Below are 24,914 nucleotides of genomic sequence, written 5' to 3'. Positions count from 1 at the left end.
CGATTTTATGTCGGGGCTTTTTTTTATTTCCTGAACAGGTACTGCTTGCCGTCGCTGAACACCATCGGCTCATGCTCAGGGGAACCAGGCAAGAATAGAGCTCGTTGAGCGCCCAGTTCTTTACTCATTGCTTTAACCAGTTTCACATTTGAAACTCGGGTTGCATAGAGATTGAAACATTCATTACCGAGTATGAATGTCGCGTGACCGCTGACGTTGATAGGTGGTTTAGGCAACGTTGGGGCAATATCGGCATACGATAACCAATCGCCGTTTGTTGCTTTCCGGCGAACAAGAATTTCAACAGCACCACCTTTACCCTCGCACACTCCCCCTACTTTGTATCCGTCCATTCGGGTCAGCGTATTCCAGAGTATAGTGTTGACCTCGCGCTCATTATCTTCCTGAGATTTACCGTTCCACGACGCGACACGTACAATGCCATCACTAATAGCAGCTGCTCGCCGGGCCGTTAAGACAGACAGAACCGGAATGAATGATGTGTGTGTAGCGAAGCCAGCTGCAACATCTGCCAACCCATTACCGCCACTGTTAGCCACTCCATTTTCACCAGCTTTAACCGGTGATTTAAGAGGAACAATCTGGCCATTGGATAAAAACCCGTTATAGATAAGATATTGATCGCCAGCATCGGTAATTTGACGTAAATCCATCGCTCGGGCAAATTTCAACGCATCAGATGGATTGGAGTCCACCGGCATAGCCGGGGGTTGAGAAGCCGCACAACCAACCAACATCAACGACACCAAAGCAAGACCAGAGATTTTCTTCATTTTATTTTCCTTGGGACACCAGTAGGTTTGTTATTCAATACTAACCCGACTCATTCAGGTGACGAAGTACCCAGGTAATAAAAAAACCCGTTAAAACGGGCTTTTTTATGAAATTTAGCTTAGTCACTTACGAGCTTTCATTTTCAGCTTCTGCATCAGAGCAGAACGGACAAATATGTTTTTTCCGTGGACGGTCACAACTCTGCGGAGAAATAAATGAAAGGTCGCAACGGAAACACCTTACCATGCGTATTTCTTCGGCCCGAAAATCACGCGCAAGAGTCCAGGCCTCATTGGCATCAATCATCACTTTTGAAGCTTCTTCCGGGCGGAATTTTAGATTTAGTTCCCGGTAAATTTCGAACGCACTAACCACATCAACGATGTTGTCGCTGTTGTTTGGGTCTTTCGAACGTCGCAGATAGATACTCATAAAATTGGTTGCTTCAACTTTTTTATGTGTCGTGTTGAGCAGCGTTTCTGAATGTTTAAGCCGTCCGATCGATACATCACTCAGATGGAACTCTTTACGCAAAAAATCAATAACGCGGTCACTCGCATTAAGCGAATGCACAATGATTTTTCGACGAAACCCTAATTTTACCATTTTTTGTGTTAACGCAAATTTATCTTCATCCCGGACAAGAGCAGCCTTCATAATCAATTACTCCAATGAGAATAGCGCGACTGTAAGTAGCCTGTTAATTCCAAGGTTGGGTTGGGGGCTCCAATAACTGTACTGAAGTCACAATCTACTAAATCGGCAAATGGACGAATAGGTTTAAAATATATTTTGCCGGTTATGATTGCATCAATTGTCTGTGCATCATCCATACGTTCGACAAGCTGGACGGTTTTTTCATTATCAAACCAGTAGAATGTTTGGGCGACAGTACCTGTATTAATGAAAACACGAATACTGAATACCAGCAGAGCAAGCCGCAGGATGTATGAGTCATGGCGAACGAATTTTTCTACCTCAGTAGAAATCTTGCGTTCAGGATCATGACAGATATTAAAGATGGGCAAGTCATACTTCTCCATCGATAGTGCGAGCTTTGCCTGATTAGTTTTCTCAATCAAGAACTCCCGGTCTCCTTCTGCTAACTCAAAAGGGCTTTTATACAACGATTGCGCACGGGTAATAATTGAGATGGCAGTCTGTAGAAAATACAAATTTTGATTAATCATTTTCGATAAGCCTCTTCCATACGCGTAATACGCGCTGACCATATTCACGAGCCTTGCCTTCCAACTTAGGGTTTTGAGTGTTGTATCCACCTATCGCCAGTTCTATATCACCAGGGTTAGCTTTGATGGCCGCACACAAAGTCTTTGCCCCGATTCGGATGTTTGTATCGATATCCAAGAGTTCTTCAGGATGGTTAACATACTGTCCGTTCCAACGAAAATTAATTTGAACGATTCCAATATCTGTTACCGGAGTGGCAGAGAGGTAGCGGGCTAGCGCTCTCTTGGCATCTTCATAACTTGTCGGGTAATACGACCCATAAACATAGTTGTTCAATGCCCAGGGGCTCGGAACAACATACCCCTTGGTTCCTGCATTTTTTTTACTCTCGGTGAGTGCCACCGCGTAGAGAAGGTACGGATCGAGACCACACTCTTTCTGGGAATGTTTTTCCCAGGAAGTGCCACGAAGATCTACAAGCCTGGCGTTCGAACTCGTGCAGTAAGCAGCACATAGTAAAGCGAGCACCAAACTCTTCGTTGCTTTCTGCATTTCCCCCCTCCCCACTAACCCTACGATGGCATCAACTTATGCGTACACGCCTTGGTGTACCCTTTACATTAACGCCGCTACCTTGATTGTTACCTGCCTCCCCAAAACCCGATTTATCTCCGGGATTGGGCTCCGGTTCGTTTCCAGTAAGCTCAGGCTGACTGATTAGGTTCGCCGTCGATAACTGTCCATCGTTTACTTCGAGATGCTGAATATCATCGCCCTCACCAAACGGCGGGCCTGTATTGACTATATCGTCGCTAACCACGTGACGAAATTTTGGTTCCTTGTCCTCATTTTCTTTGGGTAAGTGGCCGTCTCTTTGACTAGTCATCAGACCAGTCTCCTTTTCTATATTCGGCCCACGGACTGATTTCTTCTGTTCTGATTTACGTTTTTTTGAAGTCTCACGGACGACACCGGGTATAAAATTGTCACCCGCTAGCAATGCTCGGTTCGCCAGCGCCAATAGAGAACTACTACGCTGGCCAGACGGTTTTGATTCCAGATAATTAATCAGCTCTGGAAACAGTATTGGATTAATCGTCACTCGAACTTGCATGAACCCCCCTTTGCTCAATCGTCACCGTAAAGCATCAAGTCAACGCCATAGTTCCAGAAACCGATAGCATTACTGGCAACAGGCAACGGGCTCGATACGATCCTGGCTCGGGGGAATTCCTCACGAATAGTCTGTTCATAGAAACCAGTCCCACCACCGGCAGCTGCAATGATATGGACTGGCCCAAGAACCCTTGTCGATTTTCGCAACTCTTTGACTACATCACTGGCGATGGAGGGAATTGCTTCTTCAAGCAGAGGGCGTAGGGGAATGTGGCGGAACCCATTAAAGAAAGATGGTTCATTGTTACGGAGAGCGATTTCAATGATTTCTGGTAAATCATCGATACGCTCTTCCGGGTTAACGGCATTAAGGCGATTCACAATGCTTTCAATAATTGCACTGGTTGCTTTTAGTGATGAACCTGAAGAGCCTGATACCCGGCTCCCGCTCTTAAAGGCGATGTAGTCCATCGAGAAGAAGCCTGGGTCAACCACGAGAATAGTCGCCTTCTCTAACTCTTCCTGGCTGATAAGGCCTGGTCTGTTAACGATGTCATTGATGACACCTACGCCCTGCTGAAGAACAAGGCATTTTTTAACAGTCACTGTTTTTCCAGGCGCAATGGTAAACGTCCCGGTGAGCCTAGCGGTAAGTTTTGCGCGTTCGCTATCGTTGGCTAGACGAACAGGTAAACCTGTTACTACCAGATCGATGTCATTGCCAGATTTAGCGGCTATTTTATCCAGTGAGGCCAGATATAGCGCCAGGTACATTTCTGTCATGTGGTAACGGTCATGCAACTCCCGTGCATCGGGGCGTTCGGTAAAAGCCCGCCATTCTTTACCGCCTGGGTAGACAAGCACTTCGTGTTCGCAGTTACGCTTTACCAGCCGCACATCTTCTACAGCCTCATTCGTTGCGTAGGCCGGATAAATACTGACTGTGGGTTTGTCATCCGCTGGATCCCCGACAGCAATTTTTACATTGCTGTACCCAATATCAATTCCGCAGACAACCAATTTGTCATTGCTCATTCGTTAACCCTGCAAGTTAAAAATGAATTACTGCCACTCCGATAACATTTGAGCGCCAAAAAAGGGGGTCGCACTAACGTAATGAAAGGTGGCCTCCCCCTGCCAACGTCGGGAATAAACCGTTAACAAGTTGTTACATGGTATTCAAACGATAATTGAATACCATTTTTTTTATCGGCAAAACGCCCCCATTTTTGACGTTAATAATGGCTAGATTTGGACGCTTAAGATGTCCGTTATGTACATAAATGCTGCATGAAACATGACACTATATATGGCTAAATCTAGCCTTAAAATCATCAACCCCTAACTTAAATTAGACTGGGTAAATTAGATGATAATTTGTGAGGACAACGCTTTTAGATAGGCTTTCCGCCTGGGAATTTGACGGAGTATATATACTGGACAGGCAAGTTAAGGAGACGTGAGTTAAGGAATGCTGTGGGGATTTTTCAAGGTGGCATCCCGTTAAAATTTGACTTAAGAACAAGAAAGAATTTCACTTAAATATGCATTTTAAACCTTCATTTTACCCCAAAAAACACTCTCTCAAACTAGTATATATACCTATGAAATGTGACCTGAATCACCATGATAACGATGTAATTTAGGATTGATCCTGAAGACAAGTGAAAGTGTAAGGCTGTTTTCGGTCTGGTTGCCATTGTATTCCCCAGAAAGGTAGTCAAAACGGTAAAGTCCAGAAGCCTGGGTTTCTGCCATATCATATAGCGATTCCACATAAGCGCTAACGATGAGGTCTATGCAGTGACGGCAATCATCTCGTCAATCACCTTTACGTCAGAGAAAGTAAGTTTCCATTATATTCCCCAGAAACCTATGAAAAAATAGAAATGCCCAGAAACGTAGTTTTCTGCCATATCATATAGAGATTGGCAAACAGCTTGATTAAAATAAAATGGCTTGATAAAAGTACCAGTACAGGCTGATATTAATAACTCAAGCACCAGATTGCCATTGTATTCTCCAGAAACATCCAAAAAATGAGAACACCCAGAAAGTTACTTAACTGGAGAATCAATCATTCCTGTTTCGGAACTGAATACTTAAAATCGAACCTGAAAAGGAACTTTCTCTTTCTCCAGAAACGTAGGGTTCTGGCGTAATAATAGAGATTCTCTTTTTTGGGGTTAAGTCCTAATCAAAAATCATCGAGGTAGTTTTATGCAACTCGTCGGGTATATCAATGATCTGGAAAAGGCTCGCGATGCGGTTGATTCAGCCGCAGAACTTCTGTTTAACGAAGCCAATAGTCTTCGGGAGGAATATTGGGAGAAAGCTATCGCTGACGACGAGAAGGCGCGGTACAGTTTTAACGTAACCAGGCAAGGAACAACTATCAGGATCCGCTGGGCCAGATTGACTCCTTTACGCAAAGCTGGTGGAGGCATTGATCGTGTCGTCCCCAAATACCTACCTCTCAACAAAGGCGAATCATATCCACCAGCGAAATTTAAGGACGCAAGTCAGCGAGAACTTGCGCTTATCGAACTGTATGAAGGTCAGCTTATTTGGTTGCGTGATGAGCTACGAAAAAACCGTGCAATTCGGCAGGCTCTTTCGCTTCGAATAACTCACCTAAGAAAACAGCTTTAGAAATACAATATTCTCTGGAGTAAACATAACGGATAAACATGAATACCAGGCGATGACCTGGTATTTTTGTTAGTGAGCCTTCAGGCGATCTGTTAGTGAGCCTATAGGCGATAGCGGACTTATCGCGACGGAAAGGAATCAGGATGATCGCAATATGATCGCGATTGTTTTCGCCCGGGTATGAACGGTGGGGAATGCAGCGGGCTATTTCGCGGGCGCGAATATGGAAGGTAAACAAAGCGGAAGCGATAGCGTCGGTTTTCTCTATTTTTACATCGGAAGGTTGAGCATGGTAATAATCAAACCGCTCGATGTCGGAGGAAAGATGAATTTCCTCCGGGGGTTTTTGTCGCGGCGCGTACTGCCTGGATATTGTGATCGGCTATCAGAACGGCCAATGCGAAGTCGATACCCTCGTTCGGAATGACATTCCTCCCGATACAAGCGTAAACAAAACGGAACCAGTAATAATTTATCGCTCTGATTATCAAAACGGATCATCTCTGTCTCATACCGGCTAAATACCCTTGTGAAATCGATCTGTATTCGCAAAAGGATCCGTTATTGGGATAAAACCACGCCAGAATGGCCTCAGAACGATTCTGAGCTTATCCCCCTGGTATTTTCACGATCGGATTGATTAAAACGCGCCTGAGCGTTTTGAGCGCGTTTTGTGGATCGACATATCTGTAAATTTCCTGAGTATGGTTAGGCTATGCCTGTCCTCACCCTGATTTTGTTGCGAACGGGGAAGCCATTATGATTAGGTCTGAATGTAAAGCACTTGCAGAGGTGATGCGGTATGAGTCATGAGCGCATTGAGGTTATTGGTGATGGAGGCAGCTGGATAGCCGAACGGCTTCAGTCATTCAGGTTAACGATCCTGGGTCAAAGTGAGTCGTTGTCTATCGTCAGGAATCCGGCTGACAATTCTGCCTGGGTTACTCACGATGATACCGGCCTTGTATTATGCCCCCTCCATGTTGAAGGGTCGTCGGCCCCGGGCATAGCTGAGGCTGCTGAGACGGTAGAGAAATACATCACCCGGGTGAGTCCTGCGGGATTATTAGCTCGGATTAAGCAAGCCCGTAACCAGCTGGATAAAATTGCCGCGCCGGTAGACTCACTTTCTGCGGCAGCACTGTTAAGACGTGGCGGGATCCCGATTCTCTCACTGCGAACCACGGAATATCTGAAGTGGTATGAATCGTTAGCGAGACTGGCGAAAGGTCATGCTCTGTCACCATCCATCTGGGTCGATAACTACCTTGCCGGTGATACACCAGAAAGTGCCTGGGCGAATGGACGCGGACTCTATGAGTTAATCAACAATGGAAATATGACATCAGCCAATACGATATTCCCGGTCTGGTATTCGGTAGCGCTGGCACTGGGGAGATTCACAACGGAAGAACTGCCTGTGATGAATGCCTGGCCGAGCTATTGTGATGGAACCCGGGTGGAGAGTTTTATCCAGTTGTATCGTGATTAACTCTTATTCATAGGCCATATGATTAACGAAATAGTAGATCTGCGGTAAGTCTGGTCGTTACCAGGAACCCCGGGACAGACCGAAACTTGCTTTCGGGTTGTCTCGGGGTTGGCCGAGCGAAGCGCTGGCAAGCGAACACGACGCTGATGTCACGGAATTATTACTTCCCCCTACCACTGACACCCCCACAAATGTGCCGCCTTTCGCCCGTAGATAACCGTGAGGCAGACCGAAACTTGCTTTCGGGCTGTCGAGGGGTTGGCCGAGCGAAGCGCTGGCAAGTACAGACTGCATTGCAGCCCCAGTATTTCTCATCGCTAAATTCTTTCTTGAAATATCGTCAGTTTCTCTGTTTGTCACCCACCAGCCTCATGTTGTTATTGACCTAACTGCCATTCAATGGGAAGCAACAATGTTTAATTTAATCGCGAAGGCTAAAGAAGCAGGTTATCAATTCTGGATCAGTGCCTCGAAGGTACTGACAGTTACTGCCGTAACCGAGGGAGTACTGACGGTTATCAAAACGGTAACTGATATTAACCCTTGCTTGCTGGTGGCTGAGTTAATGAACCTTGGGATCACTGTATCCCCAGATAATAACTATTTCTGCTGGTTGGATCGCGAAGGTGTCCTTTGGGCCGTTGACCGCCACCATCTCTATCGCGGAAATACAGGAGAGCATGGGATAAGCTGGGAAGTCGTCTATCAGCACGGCATGGTAATTAATACCCCTGAGCAGGCATCCATTCTTTTCAAAATACCGCACGTTGGGCGCTTTACTGCCACTGTTATGTATAGCGCGGGCTATGCACCCGACTGGGTTCTTCCAGCCTTTGTTGATTTTTCTGGTGAACCGGATCATGAAACAATCCTGTCCTGGTTATCCGAGGTAGGTATTCGTAATGCAGGAATGCATCTCGAAGATATTGAGTTTCTTTCTGTTGAAGAAAACCCTGACGCTTATATTTCCCTTTAATGAGGTCACTATATGTCAAACGTAATACCTTACTCTTGGGTGGTTCGCTTCGATGTTGCTCCTCAGTGGGTAGCAGACGGCTTTATCATGACAGATACCACTGCTCTCGAAATGTTATCTGATGTTATCAACTATGCAAACGAACACGAACTTGCCGCATCGGTTATTTCAGCACCCGGTGCAGAACGAATTGCCGAGGAGCAAGGCTATTTGCCATCTAACAATACGGAAATAATGAGTCAGGTGCTAACCGGCTCACCGCAGGCATATGCTAAAGCATCCGTGGCAAATACTCTGCTAAAGGCTATAGCGGCACTTGAGAAAACGCAGAATAATAAGCAGATCGTTAAAGAACTGCATTCCAGCCTGGCTTTACTGACGGGCAATAAGCCTATTTCGGACATTATCTGGTTTCCAACCCCAGAATAATTCTTTCATAAAGAGCTTAATTTTTTAGCTCTTTTATTTATGGCTTTTCTATTCGTCAGCCACCCGGCGTGTGTTTAACTGAAGTTAGTAAACAAAACGAAAAACATACGCGGGGTGATTTATGAATACTGCAATTCATCAAGTTCGAAATAACGGTCGTCGCACTACATCTGCACGTCCAGTTTGTTATCCAGTACGCCCGCAGACAGAAAAAGAACTTTTTTCTGTAGGCCGTAGTCTCTGGTATCGCTACACCACTTCATTTGGCCCGTGCCGTGAAGTTCACCATCATCATGTGCAGCAACTTGCACACCTAGTGGGTAAATCTGTTGGCTATGTTGAACATGCCATTAATCATTACCTCACGCATTGAACGAGGCGGCTTAATATGTCTACTCAAATCTATTGTGCGGTGCTTCGCCATTTCATGATGATGGCTGCATCCTCCCAGCACTCATTGGTTGTGCTGAAGCAATTATATAACGCAGAGATTTCATCGAAAGCTCACCTGGCTGGTCTCTCCGTGTCTGAAGCTGAAGCGCTCCTGGCCCTGCCATCCACCAGCTGGCGCAAACGCGATGACGTGATTCATGAGCTCAATATTCGTCTTAAGCAACTCACCGGCGTAGCCACACCGCCAGCTCAACAAATCGCTAACTGATGGAGTTCAACATGCTGCCATTCCTCATTTTGCTGTTCTGCTCATCGCCTGAGACGGCGCGTATGATCTTAATCTACGCTACTGATGAAACTGCGGCCCGCCTCCAGGCGCTTGAAGATTTCGCCAGTCTGAATGATTCCGGTTTTGCGGCTTCCGCCCAAGGCCCGTATGAGTGGGAGAACCCTCACGGTGATCAGCTCTTTATCGAGTCGGTTTACCCGGTTCCCAACGGAGATTTATCCGCTATCCGCCGTATGCTCGGGGATGACGATGCCCCATATACCGACAAACACCTTATTGCCGGTTTACTGGAGGACAGCCGACGTATACAGATGATTGAACCGAATGCCGGTACTCTTTCACGTATTGCTCAGGCAGAGCAGTACCTTCAGTAGACCCATGTTCTGTCCGCCCACCAGCAGGTGGGCTTTCGGGCTATATTCCTGTAAGAGGTATGTATGCAAGGTACACCACGCTGGTGGCAAAATGGTCGTCGGGTGCAGGCCGTTCTCGCAGATAATCAGACCGCAGATGTTCGGCTCAATATCGGCCAGGATAATGATTTCTGGTTTACCGATGATGGTAATAACCCTGTTGCTGTACTTAAGGTAATCGGCCCGGTCTATCCACTGGATCCGCTAAAATTCACCTCCAGTATCACGGATATCCTTCCTGAAGATGTCCTCAGCTATAAAAATGCCCTTCAGGAACACCAAGTGATAAACCGGCCTGTATCTTTCTATTTAGCGCTCGCCGATGCCTGGTTACTGGTCAACGAGCAGGAGCCGGTTTACCAGTTCCGCATTCGAAACCAGTACAACGGCATGGCTACAGAATGGAATTCCGTTGCCCGGGACAGAGTCATCGAAGTGATTAAGATGCAGCCAGAGAACGCTGAATTTCGGGTGCTTACCACTTCCCCCGCCGAACCTGTTGAGAACCCCCGTGAGCTGATTTCGGAAATAGAGCGCCTGAGAGAAGCCATTCACAAACTCTACCCAGCAAATACAGAACTTCGCCGTATTGCCCGCAATAGCGGAAGGATGCATCTGCATGACGATACCAATGGCAAAATGGCCTATGCAGACAATGCCAGAATTACTCCAAATCTCGATGCATTTGTAAAGCAGCTGCATCGCTCACTCAAGGCTTAGCGCATGAAGTTGTAACCCCTCCCTCAGTGTTTTCTGCTCTGATCAGCGCCGTCATGAATCAAATTTTTGACGGCGCTGCCGGTTGTGCCGATATCAAACATGGTAAATACAATGGATTGATTGTTGTCTGGATCCCGGACACGGATTTATCGTTGATGGAACCAAGTTGAGATATACGAGATGAAAAGACCAACCGCGCACAAAAATGACCGTCTGCCGGTGCGCAGAACTAACCCTACAACGCCTCAAGCAAGAGAGCGTGTTATTGCCGGGCTGGTGGCTTCAGCTACATCTGACTTCGTCTACCTCGTTCAGTGGCTGAAATCGGGAAAGCAGCACGGTGAGCCTCTACAGCTATCCAGATGGGATAGCCTGAGAAATGCAATCAGCCACCTTGAGACGCTGGATGCCGGTGTACAACCTGACTGGCGCAAAGTGCTCACTCTGGTGTCGCGGGAAATTCATACCAGCCATAATGTCCAGGCGGTTGTTACACCCCCGTCAAAAATCGCCGGTGGCATACTCAGCAACCTTAACGACATCAGCCAGAAGATAGCGACCGGGCTTGCATCCCCTGACATGCTCGGCAGACTCAATTATATGCTTCAGCTGACCGCAGGCCTGGCTGGTGGTGACGAACTGGCGCAAAGCATCCGTAAGGTTTCTGACAGTGCAGAAAAAGCCCTTCGTGGTTATGACAAGCCGCAGGCAAAACCCAAAACACCTAAACCGGCCCCACCAGCTCATGCAATCCGTGATGATCAGACGTTCCGGCTGGAGTGTGCCCCACTGATTGGGGTTGATGACCTCTTTGTTGTGGCTAATTGCCTTATCGCGATGTCCGCCCGCCTGGGACGTTCTCCTGTCAGCCTGGCGAAACGCGCAGCGGCTTTAAAAGGTGTGATTCAACCCGATATGCTGGCTGACCTGCTGGAGCTCTTGCAACAGGACGTGGATCTGAACGCCCTGGCCCCGCCCCCCAGGGTTAAAGACGATAATACCCGCAGTGATGGAGGTAAGCTCGTCGGTTTAACCGGGGTCGTCGAAGGTGGTGCGTCAATCGGTGCTGAAGCGCAGCGTATCATCACCGCAGAACTGAAGAAGCACTCACCGCTCACTTCGGCGCAGCGCGTATCTTTCGATACCGCTCGTGCGGGCCTGGCACTGGAGAGCGATACATTCCGGGTTATTGAAGAGATCAGGCGTATTGCAGCGTCTCTCAACTGGAGACCGCTGGCTGTTGCGGCCCATGCCGCGCATAAATCGCCTGGTATCCGCCCGGAGATTGCCGGGGATGTGATCACATTGCTGGCGCAGGATGAGACTTTAACCACCAGCAATACGGGCCGTTAAGTTCCTGCAAAGCAGACTACTGCTTACCTCGCGATATTGCCCCCAGCAACTCATAAATAATACCGGTATAAACGTCCGCGTTTTGCCGGTGTTTTCACTCGCCCTATTTTTTGGATTAGCGATAATAGCGTTGCTAATTACGTATTTTTACACTCAGAAACCTTCGTCACCTGAATAGGGTATGGTTCACTGAATAGGCAAAGACGTTAAATCTGGTCAGCTACAGAAAGGAGGATTTATGTAAATGCTCTCGTTACGTTCAAACTCTTAAATAACTGCCGCGCCTGCCTATATAAGCCAGGCTGTAGACCAGAAGTCTACGAATTTAGCGTTACTGACAATTCACAATCCAGTGAACCGGCTCACATTAAGGAGGTTATATGCGAACGCGTAACTTTACATCCGAGTCTATGTAAACTGATCTGCTGGCGCTGCCGAGAATGGCGGACTCCGCTGCCCCGGTAATAGACCGGGGCAGCAGGACGAAAGTATTAACGAATTACCGGTTTTTAAAACCAATTTTTTCATCTGGTGGGATACAAGCGCTTAGGCCGGTTTCCGTCAGACACCCTGAAGTTGTGATGTGTGAGTGTGTGTAGTGCCCCCCCCTGGAAATTGTTGTAATTAATTACTGTGTGTAGTTTTGCGGGGATAAATCCCCGCTTTTTTTTTGGTATTTTTTCTCTTCGTCTCCCCCGCGCCCTATGCCATGATGCTTAAGGATTAAACGTAGAATTCTTTCTCTTTTTAGCTGAAGTCTGACGAACTGGTTTCCTTTTGACCTACACACATTGAGGAATGAAAATGAGCGACGAAATTCAAGAAATAAATGCTGCTAACGAGATGCAGAAAAAAATTGCGGCGGCTTTAGCTTCTGAAGGCTTATACCTTCTGGACGGACATACCTACACCGCGCTGTGGTTGAAAATGCGACGAGTATGTAATTTTTATTCTGCTATTGATGGGCAACCAGTCACTGTCACTCTTAGCCTTACGCAGTCAGGTACGGTCGTTGTATCGTGGCAACCAAAAACCAATAAACTCGTGCCTGCTCCAGATAAGACCTTTCCCCTTTCACGTTCGCCAGCTCCTGATATCACTTCAACTTCAAAATACGGATATTAGCGAGTAGCGCCCTCAGATTTCTAATCTCTGAAATCGAAGACAGGCGGGGTTAAATCCCCGCTTTTTTATGCCCGATTCCCTTCGTCACCTGAATACCCCGTGAGATTATAAGTAAACAAAACGAACAACACTCAACACACGGGGCAATATCATGACTACCACCAACGGAAAAAAAATCTTCTACGTTCACTATTTTGAATTCGACTCCTGCGGTGGCGAGTTTCCACTGATGCGCGTTGAAGCGGAAAACGAAGATGAAGCCAACCTGATCTGTCTTCGCAACCTCGCGGATGTTTATGACGTTGATCATGGCGATATCAGCCTTGAAGAGGGCTTCGAAGTGAACGGCAATAGCGTTTATCTGCAAGGGATTTACCCGGCAACCGCAGAGCAAGCGCTGGTGGTTGATGCGGTATTTAATATGGCTCCTGTCGCACCAGTCGCTGAGGCTGTGACCGGCACGGCGGAATCCACCAGCGGTATCAGCCTGGTCTCTGACAAGGTCTGGCTGGAAAGCTGGTTCGATCTCGAAGACGAATTTGCTGATCAGATGTCCCACGTCGCAGAAGATGACAAGTCTGATACCCGCTTCGTCCTCTACCGTGACCAGGTCATCGATGTGCGTGAATGCGAAACCTCTTCAGTCCCTGGCTGGGATCTACAGTTCGGCTTAAGCGGCGGGACGCAGATGCTTTTCATTCGCCTGTCTGAGGACGGCGATCACGTGGCGTTGGGTCTCGAATAACCACGGCCTGCACCCGGGTACGTTCGCCCGGGTTGCTCCCCCTCCCCTGAATTCAAACCGAGTGTTATGACATCATTCTGAGGAGTACCAGACGATGAGTGAAGTGAAGAATTACAGCATCACGAAGACCATTGATTTTTACATCAATGAAGCATCCCCGGAAACCATCGCGGGCCGCAGGATCTATCTGGAAACCGTATTAGCTCCTCGTCTTCGCAAAGGCCTTGCCGTGCTCAATAATATAAACCTGCCCGAGCAGGAAGATATTGAGCTGCGCGATGTGTACCAGCGTGGCGTGGATTTCTTTGACAAATTGTTCGATGCCCCCGTCCCGCAGGTCAATACCACCACCAGCAATTAATCCGCAAATTTAGTCCATTTTTTACCCGGCTCTGACTTCGTCACCCGGGTAACCAGTGATTTAATAAGTAAACAAAACGAACAAATCCAATTATCACTGGGGATGCACCATGTTTAAAAGTCTGTCTGAATTGATGACCAGCGCTGGCAAGACCGACGCGCATAAAGTCTCGATAGTCCAGGTTAAAACCGGTGTCACCTCGTGGGGCCGCAAAAACCAGTCATCCCGGCCTACGGCTGAATACCAGATCTGGATGGATACTCCTGACAACGACAGTCGTATCGTCCTGAAGCTGAATTTCGTGCTGAGTTCCCGCCGTAACCAGCCTGAGAAGAATGCGCCCCTGAATATTGAAATCAGCCAGTACGCTAACTGGGATACGGTGAAACGCACCTGGGCGGAATGCGCTCCTGAGCGCTATATGCGTCTGGATAATGAAACGGCAGATGAGTTTATGTCCACCAGCGGGGTCTGGGAAGAAACATCTGTCATCACCAATGATATGCAGCCGGATTACCGCTACTTCTATCCAGGCACGTCCTATTACGTGGCAAACGACAGCTACTGAAGCCAGAAAACACACCACATAACCGAGGATCTACCATGACCGATGTTAACCAGACTACCCCTGAATGCTTCAGCATTTCTTCCCTGACCGACCTGTATCGCTCGGTGCAGGCTACCGAGTCCCACGCCCTTTCAATGATGCGTGTCCAGCGGGGGATCACCTCCTGGGGGAGCCGTCGTACTACTGACCGCCGAACTGAGGGGTTCACCGTCTTTCTGGATGCGCCGGATAACGCCAGCCGTATTACTGTGAAAACGGAGTTCGTGCTGAATGCTGCTAAGACCGGCCCTGATACGTCCAATGATCTGGTGGTGGAAGCGCGTGAACATTCAGGCTGGGATGAGAGCCGGAATTGCTTCACGGTTACCCGCGAGATCGGTGAACTGCGGGTTAATGCTGGTGGTGAAAATCATGCCGCTACACTTCGCCAGCTGTGGAAGCTGCTTCACGCGCAGGCAAAAGCTTACCAGTCCAGAAATACTGCCGGTAACGCCACCTGGCTTATGTTCTGATAAGCCCCGGGCATGGTAATGTGCGTCACGACATTAAGCGCGTGGCGCACGACGTTCGTTTAGAAGGAAGTGAAGATGAAAATAAGCCAGCTGGAAGCCGGGATGAGTGTCTGGTCGGTTAGCCGGGTAAATATGGGCAACACCACACTTAAGACGGTTGTCGTCCACCCGGTCGTGATTGTCGAAGTCCATGACAACCATGTCATCGCCACCTGGAATGGTAACGCCCCGCGTCGTTTCGGTGAGTCCGTCATTAAGGGCTGGAAGAAAGAAAAGCCGTTGCTGATCCGTGAAGGTTTTGGGCAAATGCGCCTGGCTACCCGGGAAGAGAAAGCGCTGGCAGGCAAGTAGCCCCCTTCGTGACCTGTATGACCCGTGGTGTAATGGCTCCGACAACCCAGGCAGTTTTCGCAACGCAACACTCTGCCGCAAATCACCAGCCACGGGGCCAGACAGGGAATACACGATGACCGATGCCATCCTTTCTGAAGAGCTGTACTTCAAATATCTCAACACCCTCGAACGCGAAAGCAGGTTTCGCATCGACTCCTTTCGCTTTGATGGCGAGCCTCAGTGGACAACCAAATTCGGGCAAGCTCGCATCCGCCCTTCTCAGGTACGTGTACTGCTTTGCCGCTGCGGGGCAAACAACTGGAAGGACGATGGCAGATTCGCCAATGAGTACTGCTGTGACAGCTGCGGACAGTTCGTGGAGGTGCTACAGCATAACGACCGCTGATTCGCATCCCGGAGCCGGGCCTGACGGCTCCCTTATGCACCATTTCAGACCGACATAATCATTCTGATAATACCCGCCGTATCGCCTTCGTCACCTGTCGGGCCCGTGTTGTACTGGTATCAGTACAACATAAAACGAGATCACGGGGCGCATCATGCAGACACTGACCGACGTATTCAGCGATAAGGCGAATAAAGCCTTTCATTCGATTTTCGCCGATTTCCTGCCCGCCAGCGCGGATGGGGTAATGACCTTCACGGTTCGCGGCTACGGCGGAAAATCTGCCAGTATGACCGTTCCCTCTGCCACCCCGGTTTTTGTCTTTGGAACTGAAGAGCTCGCCGACTTCCATCGCTCCGCTGTGGCGGGAGAATTCTACATTGTGGATCACGGTGGTTTCCGCACCCTGAATCAACAGGTAGAGCGTGGCCGCGTTCCGGTCATCTACGACATCCTCTGAAAGGAACCGCTTATGGCCATCGACACGGTTTACCGCCTGCGGCTCGATTTCGACGTGTATAACGGCGATGTCATCGACACCAAAGAGCAGGAAGACAAAGACCAGATCTCCATTGCGAAAATCAGCCAGTTTATCTTTGAAGCATCCAACCGTTTCAAGCTGGATAGCTGCGAAACCAGTGAAGGCGGGCCAGCGCATGGGCCTTACTGTGTGCTGGAGCATAGCGACCGTTCCGCGCTGGAACAGGCCGAAAATGAAATTAAACGCTATGTGAGACGCTTTAAAGGCCATTCACTGAAAGACTGATGAACCCGGTACATCCACCAGCTTGAGGATGTCCCTGACTTCGATAGCCGCTGCCAGGCTGTAATTACTGAGCAGCAGCAGAGAACAAGGTACGGATATGCCAGACAACAAACCCCGGATGACTGCCGCTGAAATGACTGAGCGAGCCTATCACTCCTTCCTGGACGCGAAAGGGTTATCCCCTCGTGCCGGGCAGGTAGACATGATGGCGTTTTGCAGCGAGGTCGTGAATGCGACCCCATCTGAAGAGCAGTATCGCGTCGGGGTTATTGAGGCAGGTACGGGGACAGGGAAAACACTCGGGTATTGTCTGCCTCTGATCCCTCTGGCGATGGAAAAGCATAAGACGCTGATCATCTCCACGGCAACTGTTGCGCTTCAGGAACAAATCATCTCCAAGGATCTGCCAGAAATTCAGGCGAGAGCGGGCCTGAGCTTCTCCTATGCGATGGCGAAGGGCCGTAGCCGGTACTTCTGCCAGATGCGCTGCGGCGTTCATATGGAAAGCGAAATGAATGCCTATGGCTACATCCGCGATGATGTGGAGGATATCAGCAAGGCCTTTGCTGGTGGTCACTGGACGGGAGAGCGTGATTCCTATCCTGATGAGATCAGTGAGGCGGTGTGGGGCCGGGTTAATGCCATTGGCAGTCAGTGCCCTAAAAAGCGTTGCCCACACTATCACCGTTGTCCGTTCTTCCTCGCTCGCGCTCTGCTGGATTCGGTGGATGTGGTTATCGCCAATCATGACATCGTATTGTCTGACCTGTCGCTGGGAGGCGGTATTATTCTTCCCCCGCAGGAAGAGTCCATTTACGTGTTCGACGAAGGTCACCACGTTCCGCAAAAAGCAATTAACCACTTTGCGACCTCAGCCTCTCTTGATGCCAGCAGGCATTTCATGGCTGAAATCTTCGACATGGTAATGACCATGCCGGAGTCCTACGGCGGGACAATGGAACAGCACGTGCAGCAGTTGGTGGAATTTGCGGGCCACGCCGGTAATGAGCTCGGTGATCTGCGGGGTACGCTCTTACGCTCTCTTAACTGGCGAAGTGATCACGACATGCCGAACGGTGTGGAATCGGACATCTACCGCTTCCCGGAGGGCTTCGTACCTGAAGCTATTGCGGCCCTGTTTTCACCCGCGTTAAAGACAGTAAACGAGATGCAGAATATCGTTGTGAAAATGACGGCGATTGTGGATGAGGCCGGGCGGGATATCAGCGAGGATGATCTGGCCCTGCAAAAGATGGCTGTCGGCGAGCTGGCAAATCGCCTGGCGGGTATGCATCAGGCTCTGGCCTCATACTGCGGGAATAAAACCGTCTCTGGTATGCCTATGGCCCGGTGGATTAACGTCCGTCGTACTAAACGCAGCACCGAAGTGGTGATTAATTGCAGTCCGGTCTATGCGGGCGAACACCTGAAATCCGAGCTCTGGTCGAAGGCTTATGCCACCATTGTGACCTCGGCAACAATCCGCTCCCTTAGCAAGTTTGACGCATTCCTGGAGCAGGCCGGTCTTCCAGTCGATACACCTACCCTGCTGGCCCGCAGCCCGTTTGATTACCAGAACAACGGCGTGTTGTTCATCCCCCGTATGCGCTCGGTTCCGACCAATCATGAAGAACATACGGCGGAGATCATCGAACTCCTTCCCAAACTGGTGCTTCGGCTTCAGGGTTGCCTCGTGCTGTTCGCCTCCCGCAGGCAGATGGAAGAAGTCAGCAAGGCGATGCCTCAACACATTTCACCGCTTCTGCTGATACAGGGGGCACTTCCAAAACGGGAAATACTGCTGCGCCATAAGCTCAGAATCGACCGTGGTGAGCCGAGCATTATCTTTGGTATGGCTTCTTTCAGTGAAGGGGTGGATCTGCCTGGCGTGTACTGCAACAACGTCATCATTGCCAAGCTGCCTTTTAGCGTTCCGACCGACCCGGTGGGCCAGACCCTGACGGAGTGGCTGGAGAAAAACGGGCGTGATGCTTTCCGGGAAATCTCGATACCGGAGGCCTGCCTCAAACTGACCCAGTCCGTTGGTCGGCTTATCCGCACAGAGAGCGATACCGGCGCGGTGACTATCCTGGATAAACGCCTGAAGACAAAAGCCTACGGGAAAGACATCCTCGCATCCCTGCCCCCTTTCAGGCGCGAAATTCGTTAATCAACAGTCGAGAGGTTGCTATGCATAAAATTGAATGCCCACGCTGTCTGGGTGGTAAGGGTGAGATCCGAGCGTTCCGGCACGTTCAAGGCGGTGTGTGTTTTCGCTGCAAGGGCCGGGGGTATGTCGAGGTGAAAACCATCCCGAAGCCTTCTATCCGGTTTGTTGCTATGCAGAAATGGGCAAATCCAGAGGACGTTAACTACAACAATGGGGATTTTATCAGGACGTTCTATTTCAAGGCCCGAAGTCAGGCTGAAGCAACAAAGAAGCTTCAGAAAAAACTCGGCGCGTCAGGTCGTGAGTTTTATGCCACTCCTGCGGATGATGTCCAGCAATAAATGGGGGCGTTTTGTAGTGGTTTATTCACTCTGAAATCTATCACTCTGGTTATGATTGGTTTCGAAACAAATGACAGGTGGTAACACATGAAAAACCAGGCTAAAACACAACATTCTGTTTTTAAGTTCATTCGAGCTGCGATTCCGGTAACAGTTCTATCGGCTATACAGTACGCTGTCATTTCTACATTGCTGGTGGTTGGAAAAATTGACCTTCAATGGTCGGAACTCGCTACATCACTTCCGTTATGTATTATTGCAATATTCTCAACAGCATTTGTATTTTACGACCCAAATGAATATGAGTACTTTCTTTCAGTGCTGGGAATGCTTACCGTTTGGGTTTTAGTGTTTATTGCATCAATACTCCTACTTGTAATCGCGCGAGGTTTTTCCTTCATCACAAGCAATTATGTAACATATGCTGAATTGGCTTCCTATTCCATACAGATAGGAATGATGATTGTATTTTACTTCAAGAGGGATAGTCTTAATCAACAGACCCTATAGATACAGTATTTCGCGATTAATATTATCATTGAACATTAACGCACAAAATTTACCCCCACGTCATACAAGGTTACCGATGCAATGAAAAATAAAATTATCGATGCAAAACTTGCATTTTTTAAAGTAGAGGGAACTCCAAGTACTGGTCACGTTGTGGTTATCGGGAAACCATCATCTGGGAAAAGTTTCTGCCTTACTGATGAAATAACGCGTTTGTTAAAAGCAGGTAAAAACCACGAAAATTAATTTGAATATTGCAAGCGGGGTTTGCTATGACATCAATTATTACCACTTTATATGAAAAACTTTCATTTCGTGTGCTCGCAGTTCCGCTGATTATTTTCAGCATTGAATTTTTGATATGGGCAGTGCTTATTCGAGAAAATGTTATATCCGGGGACTGGCCTTTGTATAGAACTTGTTTGTTCGCTTGTTTTTCCTCGCTGATTATAACTGGATTCACATTCCAGAATCCTGAAGGCAGTGATTTCCTAAAGGCAGCAGCAGGTCTCCTTGGATGTCTGGCCTTGGGGGGATTGATAATTATTATTTATTATATTGGCACTCTCGAATTTCCGATTATCACTGCCAAGATGGTTTGGATTTTCATGATGGCAAGCTTTACGTCTCAGCTTTTCACTTGCCTGATGAAATCGATGACTGATTAATTTGAAGTTCAGCAAAAACAATTGCAGAGCAAAGTTATTTATTCACTCATTTTGCGATCTAAGTATGCTTACGCTGAAGTAACCGAAAAGTACCTTTCTTGAAAAGTTTTTTCGGGATTTTAGGAGAAATGGATAATGGCATTCTCACTTACTTTCCATCAATACATTCTGGAGTAATAACATGTTTACTTTAGTTCTCGTGATTGGGCTTTATTCAAGTGGTCTTAATCCAAGTGGTGTCACCTCTCAGAAAATACCTGACTACAAAACCTATGATGAATGCCAGAGTGCCGCGCCTAAAGCAAAGCGTGGGGAAACTATCACCATCTTAAGTTATTGCATTCCCCAGCCTGCGGATAAGACAAAGGCGTAAAGGCTTCGCTATATGTGAATTATCGAAGGGGTGTCCATTTCATACCCGATTACTTCGTCAATTGTCGACCGGTGGGATAATAGGATTAAAACAGTTTTTAGCTTCACGATATTATGGAGAAACCGCCGTCATGCACCCATTCGATTCGGTCAGAGTAAAACTGAGTTTTGCCGGAAAGCCACCAGCGGCTTTACTGCAAAGCGCCCTATTTCTTGAAAATCAGCGTCCCGAATCCTCCAGTTGGAGCGACCCGGGCACGGCGGGTAATACACTGCTTCGCGACATCCTCCGGTCACAACCGGTTGAACTGAGCACTCTACAAGGCGTGGTTAATCTGACTACTGGCAACCTCGGTAAAGCCGAATGTAGTGAGTTGCTTGCACTGATGGGCCTTCGTAGCTTCGGTGAAGAAGCTGCTGAGTTAATGGTTCGCAATGCGTCAATGGTTTTTGCGAGTGGACAGGCTAATGCAAAGAACCTGATTCGCATGGAAGTCACTAAATCACACCTTACTTCTGATAAGCAGGTCATTGTCAGTACTGAAACCCTTGAGCGGCGTATGTACGTCATGAACAGCAACGGTATCTGCTTCGTCGTTGAGCCTGAGATCTGCCTTGATGCCGAGAAACTGCCGGGCGCGGATTTCTTTATCACTGAAGACGAAATGGATGCTGCGGGCGTGAGCCGCTGGGGTGAAAACGGCAGTCAGCACTGGCGATGCATGGTTACCTGGTTCAATGGCAGTAGCACCATCATGAACGAAATGGGACACATGTACGAGCTCGGTGATGAACCTGAAATTCGGCTCAATAGCTTCGGTGGATAAAGCCCACCAGCGAGGAAATACGATGAGACACGATAACGTCAAGCCCTGCCCTTTCTGCGGTTGTTCATCTATCCGGGTTCGGGAGATTTCGAATAATTTTCGCGCCTGCTGCAATTCCTGTGAGGCCACGGTGGCGTTTCAGGACTCCGAACAAGCCGCTGTGACGCGCTGGAATACCCGCGCTGAAGAGAAACAATCTGGCGGACTCCAGTCAGCATAAATTAAGCCCCGGGCTGCTCTGGGCCTGAATACCGATAAGAGGAAACACCGACATGAAATTTTACATCAGCGACGTTTTATGGAAATCCGGGCAGGCATTCATTTTCTCGTTTGTCACTGCTCCGGCAGTTGCGTTACTGCTCATTCTGTTCTGCACAGTTCTTACCAGTTCACCATCCAAGGTCTTCCTCGATCAGGCCCGTAGTCTGGTTGGAAATGCCACCAGCACCTCGGTCATGGTTTGCCCTGAAGAGAAAGCAGTGTTTGCCGCGTTCCGCTCCTCAGAATGCCAGCGACACGTGGTGAATGCCGATGATGCCATTAAACAATGGGACTCGCTGTTGCTCAAAGGCTACCTGATAGTGGCGGGTATCGCTCTTATCTGCTGGATGGTAAGCGAGGCAGTTAACTACCGCAGAAAGCCGTGGCGCTATGGGATCCGTCCCTCTGATATGACATTTAGCTATACAAAACTCGTGCCGAAAGAATCCGATGATGACGCGGATAAATAACCACTCATTTAGCACGGCAGACAGCCGGTCAATGCCAGCAGCACAGGGGGCAGTATGGGTAGACCTACAGGCAATATCGTCAGACTCACAAAATCAACAGGCCGCAGCAGCGACTTTTTCGGGCCATGTGAGTTGTGTGGAAAACATATGTCAGAAGCATTCCGTACCCGAAAAGCGCGTGAGTGGCAGCGTGAAAATGGCGAACTCTATTACGGCCATGATTCCGCCGTCATGTATGCACATGAAAAATGCATTCTGAATCTGGAAAGCAAATTTACCTCAAATTAACGACTGGTGAGATTTATGAAAATACCTCTGGGTAAGACGTTCCCAATTTTTTTTATCTTATTGGTGGTGGTGCTGGGGGGCGCTATCGCCGAGAAACTGCTATGGGAGGGACACCTCTATCCCGATTTTCTTATCAGTGATGCCTATGTGGCGAAAGATACTCAATTGCAGGCCAGTAACGACACAACACTGTTGAAGCAGTGCTACGCTCAGCACTTAACTGGATGTGAAAAGTATTATAGAAGCTTCAGCCAACTGGAGGTCAGGGGTAACGATCTCAAGTCGCTGTGTAAAGTCCTGACAAATAACACTGATCTGGACGTCTTTCAGAGTGATGCTCAATTGCTGGTTCGTTGCTCACGATGGAATGTTTTCCGTGTAATTCCATTTAAACCTACAGATAACGCAACTGATAAATTTAAGCCAATGGTCGATATGGTTGGGAGCTGGATGGCCTACAACCGGCTCTCAAAAGAGCTACTTCATGAAGATCCGGTCGATATCTTTTTTGTTGGACTGGATGAGGGAAAAAAGCAACTATCCCTGAAATATTGCTTTACCGGGGTTGATCAAATTCCTCCTCAAGTAGCTTTCCAGCGATGTGACACCGAGTCGGATACGACTAAAACCCAGAGTGACAAATCATGATGACATTTCTCGCTAATTTGCATCGCCATACTACGGCCTGCCGCAGCTTCGCATTCTTCACTCTGGTCTCCGGCCCGGCGATTGCTTTATTTATCACGTTCATCTGCATGAACTATTCAGGTTCACCTTCAGCGCATCTGGTTAGTGCAGCCAGGGCTGTCATTGATGGTGCTCCGGTCGGCAAACTAATGGTATGTACCGAAGAGCCACAATCCACGACTCCCCCGACACTTATCGAATCTCCCTGCGTTCGCGAGGCGGTCGATGAATCAATAGTAACCGCGAAGTGGGATTCAAACTTCCGAATGGTTTACGCAATGCTTGCTCTGCTTTCTTCTGTTATCTGGTGTCTAGTGAGCGCCACACGAGCGAACATATTCAAGGACGCTAAACCCCCTACTCGATAAGCCTGTCAATTCTCAAATAAAATGATGAAAAGTTGTGAAATTAAGGAGTGATGATGAACATAAATTACAGTATTAATAACAGTGTGCTCATGATGATGAGTGAGTTTATGATTACAGCTTTTGTAATCGTAATACTTTTTGTGATTGTATTAGTATATAACAAAGCGTTTAAGTCTGAATTAAGCATAAAAATATTTTGTTTTAGTCAGTTAACAGCCATTTTCATTTCCGTATTAGAAATAACAACAAAAAGAACAAATGCTGGAAGTATCAGTATTACATGGAGTGACGGCATCCATCAGTTTTATACTCACGTTTTTCTGGGGTTTGCTTTTTCTTTCTTACTTTTTTTGCTTGGTCTTTATGACTACAAAATGAAAGGCAACAAAGATGGTTTAAAGGATTGCAAAAAACATGTTTTACCGTGTTTCATAGGGAGTTGGTTCGTATTAATAATATTCTTTTTCTCCGCTTCGCCTTTGCGCTATGAGGAGAATTTGATTACGGATGCTCGCGTCGTAGCTTCGGATCCCAATCGAACCACAATTATCTATGCTGATGGGTTCTACTGGCTATTTGATATGGATAGAAATGAATTTGATAAGTCTATATCCAGAGAGATAGTCAGAGGCAACTACAAGATGTTATGTACTTCAGATACACCAGCTACCTGCTGGGCGGGCAGAAAATTCCCCAAAAACACGTCACTGGATAAAGTTTTATGAAAGATTGTAACGCTGAGAAATATAGCTATTCATGTCTTTTCGCAGCGGTATTTAGACCAGGTGAAATGCCTGTCATTTCCGCGTTCCGGGCGCGGTATTGGGCTCTAATCATTCGATGGGCATTGCGTTTCGGTTACACCGTTTGCCTGATTGGCAGCACTGGAACCGGAAAAAGTTACCTCATCGAAAGAACGCTACCAGGACGGATCATTGATGCCCGACTGTTACTGGTAAAGAATGATTGGCATGGCCCTGTGCCATTCAGTTTGCGCGGTGCAAAGCCCGGCCCAGTTGGCATTGATGAGTCGTCCAGCTTTTCAGAGGAAACGCTGCGTCAGAACGCGGAGAACCTGAAAGAAAGAGGGGTAGTGTATACAGCACAAAGCATTGATAAAGCAGCTAAAGTTGCAGCCAACCTGCCAAACAGGCGTGTGTTGCTTATCATGATTGGAAAAACGTAGCCTCTGCGGTCTAGGCCATCTGACCTGCTGAACTGACGCAGTAGACTCTCTCGGAGGCAAACAAATTTGCTGGTGGGATAAAATGGGCGCATACTTAAAGCACGTGTAATCGACACGTGCTTTTTTATTGG

General features: G+C 48.0%; 38 protein-coding genes. 32 read left to right on the top strand and 6 right to left on the bottom strand.

The genetic code is table 11. From position 1 onward, the window contains the following. Nucleotides 1-23: 23 nt before the first annotated feature. From M989_RS23260 to M989_RS23235, 6 genes are all read right to left on the bottom strand, one after another. Nucleotides 24-794 carry a putative periplasmic lipoprotein gene (locus tag M989_RS23260; protein WP_008786620.1) on the bottom strand — a complete coding sequence of 257 codons (771 nt, stop codon included), beginning with the start codon at nt 792-794 and terminating at the stop codon, nt 24-26. Nucleotides 795-921: 127 nt separating this feature from the next. After that, entirely contained in the window at nt 922-1,452 is a 531-nt protein-coding gene (locus M989_RS23255) for a FlhC family transcriptional regulator (protein WP_008786619.1), read from the bottom strand. 2 nt (nt 1,453-1,454) lie between these two features. Then, the gene (locus tag M989_RS23250) at nt 1,455-1,985 is read right to left on the bottom strand and encodes a hypothetical protein (RefSeq protein ID WP_008786618.1); all 531 of its coding nucleotides are present in this window, start codon (nt 1,983-1,985) and stop codon (nt 1,455-1,457) included. Next, a complete protein-coding gene (locus M989_RS23245) occupies nt 1,978-2,538 on the bottom strand; it encodes a transglycosylase SLT domain-containing protein (protein ID WP_008786617.1) in 561 nt (186 codons plus the stop codon). Before M989_RS23245 ends, M989_RS23250 begins: the two co-directional genes overlap by 8 nt. Nucleotides 2,539-2,569: 31 nt before the next feature. Further along, nucleotides 2,570-3,100 carry a hypothetical protein gene (locus M989_RS23240; RefSeq protein WP_020996207.1) on the bottom strand — a complete coding sequence of 177 codons (531 nt, stop codon included), beginning with the start codon at nt 3,098-3,100 and terminating at the stop codon, nt 2,570-2,572. Between the two features lie 14 nt (nt 3,101-3,114). Further along, nucleotides 3,115-4,137, bottom strand: a complete 1,023-nt coding sequence (locus M989_RS23235) for a ParM/StbA family protein (protein WP_008786616.1) — start codon at nt 4,135-4,137, stop codon at nt 3,115-3,117. A 1,185-nt stretch (nt 4,138-5,322) separates the two neighbouring features. Between M989_RS23235 and mobI the strand changes: the two genes are divergently transcribed. From mobI to M989_RS26115, 32 genes are all read left to right on the top strand, one after another. Continuing rightward, nucleotides 5,323-5,754 (top strand): conjugative transfer protein MobI(A/C), encoded by a 432-nt coding sequence (mobI, locus tag M989_RS25745; protein WP_020996208.1) that lies wholly within the window; start codon nt 5,323-5,325, stop codon nt 5,752-5,754. A gap of 802 nt (nt 5,755-6,556) precedes the next feature. Beyond that, nucleotides 6,557-7,246 carry a hypothetical protein gene (locus tag M989_RS23225; protein ID WP_008786615.1) on the top strand — a complete coding sequence of 230 codons (690 nt, stop codon included), beginning with the start codon at nt 6,557-6,559 and terminating at the stop codon, nt 7,244-7,246. 412 nt (nt 7,247-7,658) lie between these two features. Then, nucleotides 7,659-8,222, top strand: coding sequence for a hypothetical protein (locus M989_RS23220; RefSeq protein WP_008786614.1), 564 nt, complete (start codon nt 7,659-7,661; stop codon nt 8,220-8,222). An 87-nt stretch (nt 8,223-8,309) separates the two neighbouring features. Next, nucleotides 8,310-8,651 carry a hypothetical protein gene (locus M989_RS26355; RefSeq protein WP_245191289.1) on the top strand — a complete coding sequence of 114 codons (342 nt, stop codon included), beginning with the start codon at nt 8,310-8,312 and terminating at the stop codon, nt 8,649-8,651. A gap of 121 nt (nt 8,652-8,772) precedes the next feature. Continuing rightward, nucleotides 8,773-9,024: a hypothetical protein gene (locus tag M989_RS25040; protein ID WP_071846954.1), complete on the top strand. Its 252-nt coding sequence runs from the start codon at nt 8,773-8,775 to the stop codon at nt 9,022-9,024. 15 nt (nt 9,025-9,039) lie between these two features. Beyond that, nucleotides 9,040-9,312 (top strand): hypothetical protein, encoded by a 273-nt coding sequence (locus tag M989_RS23210; RefSeq protein WP_008786612.1) that lies wholly within the window; start codon nt 9,040-9,042, stop codon nt 9,310-9,312. 11 nt (nt 9,313-9,323) lie between these two features. Further along, a complete protein-coding gene (locus M989_RS23205; protein WP_020996209.1) occupies nt 9,324-9,707 on the top strand; it encodes a hypothetical protein in 384 nt (127 codons plus the stop codon). Between the two features lie 63 nt (nt 9,708-9,770). Next, nucleotides 9,771-10,466: a hypothetical protein gene (locus M989_RS23200; RefSeq protein WP_008786610.1), complete on the top strand. Its 696-nt coding sequence runs from the start codon at nt 9,771-9,773 to the stop codon at nt 10,464-10,466. A 180-nt stretch (nt 10,467-10,646) separates the two neighbouring features. Further along, entirely contained in the window at nt 10,647-11,819 is a 1,173-nt protein-coding gene (locus tag M989_RS23195; protein ID WP_008786609.1) for a hypothetical protein, read from the top strand. A gap of 804 nt (nt 11,820-12,623) precedes the next feature. Then, on the top strand, nt 12,624-12,944 hold the full coding sequence (locus M989_RS23190; RefSeq protein ID WP_020996210.1) for a hypothetical protein: 321 nt from the start codon (nt 12,624-12,626) through the stop codon (nt 12,942-12,944). A 151-nt stretch (nt 12,945-13,095) separates the two neighbouring features. Next, nucleotides 13,096-13,689, top strand: coding sequence for a hypothetical protein (locus tag M989_RS23185; protein ID WP_008786608.1), 594 nt, complete (start codon nt 13,096-13,098; stop codon nt 13,687-13,689). Between the two features lie 94 nt (nt 13,690-13,783). Then, the gene (locus tag M989_RS23180) at nt 13,784-14,050 is read left to right on the top strand and encodes a hypothetical protein (RefSeq protein ID WP_008786607.1); all 267 of its coding nucleotides are present in this window, start codon (nt 13,784-13,786) and stop codon (nt 14,048-14,050) included. Between the two features lie 109 nt (nt 14,051-14,159). Then, nucleotides 14,160-14,618: a hypothetical protein gene (locus tag M989_RS23175; protein ID WP_020996211.1), complete on the top strand. Its 459-nt coding sequence runs from the start codon at nt 14,160-14,162 to the stop codon at nt 14,616-14,618. Nucleotides 14,619-14,653: 35 nt separating this feature from the next. Beyond that, nucleotides 14,654-15,130 carry a hypothetical protein gene (locus M989_RS23170; RefSeq protein WP_008786605.1) on the top strand — a complete coding sequence of 159 codons (477 nt, stop codon included), beginning with the start codon at nt 14,654-14,656 and terminating at the stop codon, nt 15,128-15,130. A 75-nt stretch (nt 15,131-15,205) separates the two neighbouring features. Beyond that, nucleotides 15,206-15,481 (top strand): hypothetical protein, encoded by a 276-nt coding sequence (locus M989_RS23165; RefSeq protein WP_020996212.1) that lies wholly within the window; start codon nt 15,206-15,208, stop codon nt 15,479-15,481. A gap of 115 nt (nt 15,482-15,596) precedes the next feature. Beyond that, entirely contained in the window at nt 15,597-15,869 is a 273-nt protein-coding gene (locus tag M989_RS23160; protein WP_008786603.1) for a hypothetical protein, read from the top strand. A gap of 154 nt (nt 15,870-16,023) precedes the next feature. Then, complete coding sequence (locus tag M989_RS25740; protein ID WP_008786602.1) at nt 16,024-16,329, top strand: hypothetical protein; 306 nt, start codon at nt 16,024-16,026, stop codon at nt 16,327-16,329. 12 nt (nt 16,330-16,341) lie between these two features. Next, nucleotides 16,342-16,635: a hypothetical protein gene (locus M989_RS23150; protein WP_008786601.1), complete on the top strand. Its 294-nt coding sequence runs from the start codon at nt 16,342-16,344 to the stop codon at nt 16,633-16,635. 97 nt (nt 16,636-16,732) lie between these two features. Further along, a complete protein-coding gene (gene dinG / locus M989_RS23145) occupies nt 16,733-18,805 on the top strand; it encodes an ATP-dependent DNA helicase DinG (RefSeq protein ID WP_074398852.1) in 2,073 nt (690 codons plus the stop codon). Nucleotides 18,806-18,825: 20 nt separating this feature from the next. Further along, nucleotides 18,826-19,146, top strand: a complete 321-nt coding sequence (locus M989_RS23140; RefSeq protein ID WP_016241561.1) for a hypothetical protein — start codon at nt 18,826-18,828, stop codon at nt 19,144-19,146. Nucleotides 19,147-19,233: 87 nt separating this feature from the next. After that, entirely contained in the window at nt 19,234-19,656 is a 423-nt protein-coding gene (locus M989_RS23135; protein WP_024196082.1) for a hypothetical protein, read from the top strand. Between the two features lie 81 nt (nt 19,657-19,737). Further along, nucleotides 19,738-19,902 (top strand): hypothetical protein, encoded by a 165-nt coding sequence (locus M989_RS25960; RefSeq protein ID WP_007372277.1) that lies wholly within the window; start codon nt 19,738-19,740, stop codon nt 19,900-19,902. A gap of 26 nt (nt 19,903-19,928) precedes the next feature. Then, nucleotides 19,929-20,324 (top strand): hypothetical protein, encoded by a 396-nt coding sequence (locus M989_RS23130; RefSeq protein WP_024196081.1) that lies wholly within the window; start codon nt 19,929-19,931, stop codon nt 20,322-20,324. A gap of 181 nt (nt 20,325-20,505) precedes the next feature. Continuing rightward, nucleotides 20,506-20,697, top strand: coding sequence for a hypothetical protein (locus M989_RS23125; RefSeq protein WP_016241560.1), 192 nt, complete (start codon nt 20,506-20,508; stop codon nt 20,695-20,697). Nucleotides 20,698-20,827: 130 nt separating this feature from the next. Next, nucleotides 20,828-21,523, top strand: coding sequence for a hypothetical protein (locus tag M989_RS23120; protein WP_007372278.1), 696 nt, complete (start codon nt 20,828-20,830; stop codon nt 21,521-21,523). Continuing rightward, on the top strand, nt 21,486-21,743 hold the full coding sequence (locus M989_RS25030; protein ID WP_306083951.1) for a Lar family restriction alleviation protein: 258 nt from the start codon (nt 21,486-21,488) through the stop codon (nt 21,741-21,743). The genes M989_RS23120 and M989_RS25030 overlap by 38 nt, the downstream gene beginning before the upstream one ends. 52 nt (nt 21,744-21,795) lie before the next feature. Then, nucleotides 21,796-22,254, top strand: a complete 459-nt coding sequence (locus tag M989_RS23115; protein WP_008786599.1) for a hypothetical protein — start codon at nt 21,796-21,798, stop codon at nt 22,252-22,254. Nucleotides 22,255-22,308: 54 nt separating this feature from the next. Continuing rightward, on the top strand, nt 22,309-22,542 hold the full coding sequence (locus M989_RS25735) for a hypothetical protein (protein WP_008786598.1): 234 nt from the start codon (nt 22,309-22,311) through the stop codon (nt 22,540-22,542). Nucleotides 22,543-22,557: 15 nt separating this feature from the next. Further along, nucleotides 22,558-23,190, top strand: a complete 633-nt coding sequence (locus M989_RS23110) for a hypothetical protein (protein WP_007372282.1) — start codon at nt 22,558-22,560, stop codon at nt 23,188-23,190. Beyond that, complete coding sequence (locus M989_RS26120; protein WP_016241559.1) at nt 23,187-23,597, top strand: hypothetical protein; 411 nt, start codon at nt 23,187-23,189, stop codon at nt 23,595-23,597. Before M989_RS23110 ends, M989_RS26120 begins: the two co-directional genes overlap by 4 nt. Nucleotides 23,598-23,650: 53 nt before the next feature. Then, a complete protein-coding gene (locus tag M989_RS23105; RefSeq protein ID WP_007372283.1) occupies nt 23,651-24,322 on the top strand; it encodes a hypothetical protein in 672 nt (223 codons plus the stop codon). After that, nucleotides 24,319-24,783: a hypothetical protein gene (locus M989_RS26115; RefSeq protein WP_008786596.1), complete on the top strand. Its 465-nt coding sequence runs from the start codon at nt 24,319-24,321 to the stop codon at nt 24,781-24,783. Before M989_RS23105 ends, M989_RS26115 begins: the two co-directional genes overlap by 4 nt. Nucleotides 24,784-24,914: the final 131 nt, after the last annotated feature.

Origin of the sequence: Kluyvera georgiana ATCC 51603 (assembly GCF_001654985.1) — a bacterium.
In the GTDB taxonomy this organism is placed as follows: Bacteria; Pseudomonadota; Gammaproteobacteria; order Enterobacterales; family Enterobacteriaceae; genus Kluyvera; species Kluyvera georgiana.
This window is presented reverse-complemented; position numbering and strand designations above follow the sequence as displayed.

Excerpts from the sequence above, each read along its gene's own strand:
- M989_RS23260 (WP_008786620.1), bottom strand. The coding sequence starts at position 794 with ATGAAGAAAATCTCTGGTCTTGCTTTGGTGTCGTTGATGTTGGTTGGT.
- M989_RS23255 (WP_008786619.1), bottom strand. The coding sequence starts at position 1,452 with ATGAAGGCTGCTCTTGTCCGGGATGAAGATAAATTTGCGTTAACACAA.
- M989_RS23250 (WP_008786618.1), bottom strand. The coding sequence starts at position 1,985 with ATGATTAATCAAAATTTGTATTTTCTACAGACTGCCATCTCAATTATT.
- M989_RS23245 (WP_008786617.1), bottom strand. The coding sequence starts at position 2,538 with ATGCAGAAAGCAACGAAGAGTTTGGTGCTCGCTTTACTATGTGCTGCT.
- M989_RS23240 (WP_020996207.1), bottom strand. The coding sequence starts at position 3,100 with ATGCAAGTTCGAGTGACGATTAATCCAATACTGTTTCCAGAGCTGATT.
- M989_RS23235 (WP_008786616.1), bottom strand. The coding sequence starts at position 4,137 with ATGAGCAATGACAAATTGGTTGTCTGCGGAATTGATATTGGGTACAGC.
- mobI (WP_020996208.1), top strand. The coding sequence starts at position 5,323 with ATGCAACTCGTCGGGTATATCAATGATCTGGAAAAGGCTCGCGATGCG.
- M989_RS23225 (WP_008786615.1), top strand. The coding sequence starts at position 6,557 with ATGAGTCATGAGCGCATTGAGGTTATTGGTGATGGAGGCAGCTGGATA.
- M989_RS23220 (WP_008786614.1), top strand. The coding sequence starts at position 7,659 with ATGTTTAATTTAATCGCGAAGGCTAAAGAAGCAGGTTATCAATTCTGG.
- M989_RS26355 (WP_245191289.1), top strand. The coding sequence starts at position 8,310 with ATGACAGATACCACTGCTCTCGAAATGTTATCTGATGTTATCAACTAT.
- M989_RS25040 (WP_071846954.1), top strand. The coding sequence starts at position 8,773 with ATGAATACTGCAATTCATCAAGTTCGAAATAACGGTCGTCGCACTACA.
- M989_RS23210 (WP_008786612.1), top strand. The coding sequence starts at position 9,040 with ATGTCTACTCAAATCTATTGTGCGGTGCTTCGCCATTTCATGATGATG.
- M989_RS23205 (WP_020996209.1), top strand. The coding sequence starts at position 9,324 with ATGCTGCCATTCCTCATTTTGCTGTTCTGCTCATCGCCTGAGACGGCG.
- M989_RS23200 (WP_008786610.1), top strand. The coding sequence starts at position 9,771 with ATGCAAGGTACACCACGCTGGTGGCAAAATGGTCGTCGGGTGCAGGCC.
- M989_RS23195 (WP_008786609.1), top strand. The coding sequence starts at position 10,647 with ATGAAAAGACCAACCGCGCACAAAAATGACCGTCTGCCGGTGCGCAGA.
- M989_RS23190 (WP_020996210.1), top strand. The coding sequence starts at position 12,624 with ATGAGCGACGAAATTCAAGAAATAAATGCTGCTAACGAGATGCAGAAA.
- M989_RS23185 (WP_008786608.1), top strand. The coding sequence starts at position 13,096 with ATGACTACCACCAACGGAAAAAAAATCTTCTACGTTCACTATTTTGAA.
- M989_RS23180 (WP_008786607.1), top strand. The coding sequence starts at position 13,784 with ATGAGTGAAGTGAAGAATTACAGCATCACGAAGACCATTGATTTTTAC.
- M989_RS23175 (WP_020996211.1), top strand. The coding sequence starts at position 14,160 with ATGTTTAAAAGTCTGTCTGAATTGATGACCAGCGCTGGCAAGACCGAC.
- M989_RS23170 (WP_008786605.1), top strand. The coding sequence starts at position 14,654 with ATGACCGATGTTAACCAGACTACCCCTGAATGCTTCAGCATTTCTTCC.
- M989_RS23165 (WP_020996212.1), top strand. The coding sequence starts at position 15,206 with ATGAAAATAAGCCAGCTGGAAGCCGGGATGAGTGTCTGGTCGGTTAGC.
- M989_RS23160 (WP_008786603.1), top strand. The coding sequence starts at position 15,597 with ATGACCGATGCCATCCTTTCTGAAGAGCTGTACTTCAAATATCTCAAC.
- M989_RS25740 (WP_008786602.1), top strand. The coding sequence starts at position 16,024 with ATGCAGACACTGACCGACGTATTCAGCGATAAGGCGAATAAAGCCTTT.
- M989_RS23150 (WP_008786601.1), top strand. The coding sequence starts at position 16,342 with ATGGCCATCGACACGGTTTACCGCCTGCGGCTCGATTTCGACGTGTAT.
- dinG (WP_074398852.1), top strand. The coding sequence starts at position 16,733 with ATGCCAGACAACAAACCCCGGATGACTGCCGCTGAAATGACTGAGCGA.
- M989_RS23140 (WP_016241561.1), top strand. The coding sequence starts at position 18,826 with ATGCATAAAATTGAATGCCCACGCTGTCTGGGTGGTAAGGGTGAGATC.
- M989_RS23135 (WP_024196082.1), top strand. The coding sequence starts at position 19,234 with ATGAAAAACCAGGCTAAAACACAACATTCTGTTTTTAAGTTCATTCGA.
- M989_RS25960 (WP_007372277.1), top strand. The coding sequence starts at position 19,738 with ATGAAAAATAAAATTATCGATGCAAAACTTGCATTTTTTAAAGTAGAG.
- M989_RS23130 (WP_024196081.1), top strand. The coding sequence starts at position 19,929 with ATGACATCAATTATTACCACTTTATATGAAAAACTTTCATTTCGTGTG.
- M989_RS23125 (WP_016241560.1), top strand. The coding sequence starts at position 20,506 with ATGTTTACTTTAGTTCTCGTGATTGGGCTTTATTCAAGTGGTCTTAAT.
- M989_RS23120 (WP_007372278.1), top strand. The coding sequence starts at position 20,828 with ATGCACCCATTCGATTCGGTCAGAGTAAAACTGAGTTTTGCCGGAAAG.
- M989_RS25030 (WP_306083951.1), top strand. The coding sequence starts at position 21,486 with ATGAACCTGAAATTCGGCTCAATAGCTTCGGTGGATAAAGCCCACCAG.
- M989_RS23115 (WP_008786599.1), top strand. The coding sequence starts at position 21,796 with ATGAAATTTTACATCAGCGACGTTTTATGGAAATCCGGGCAGGCATTC.
- M989_RS25735 (WP_008786598.1), top strand. The coding sequence starts at position 22,309 with ATGGGTAGACCTACAGGCAATATCGTCAGACTCACAAAATCAACAGGC.
- M989_RS23110 (WP_007372282.1), top strand. The coding sequence starts at position 22,558 with ATGAAAATACCTCTGGGTAAGACGTTCCCAATTTTTTTTATCTTATTG.
- M989_RS26120 (WP_016241559.1), top strand. The coding sequence starts at position 23,187 with ATGATGACATTTCTCGCTAATTTGCATCGCCATACTACGGCCTGCCGC.
- M989_RS23105 (WP_007372283.1), top strand. The coding sequence starts at position 23,651 with ATGAACATAAATTACAGTATTAATAACAGTGTGCTCATGATGATGAGT.
- M989_RS26115 (WP_008786596.1), top strand. The coding sequence starts at position 24,319 with ATGAAAGATTGTAACGCTGAGAAATATAGCTATTCATGTCTTTTCGCA.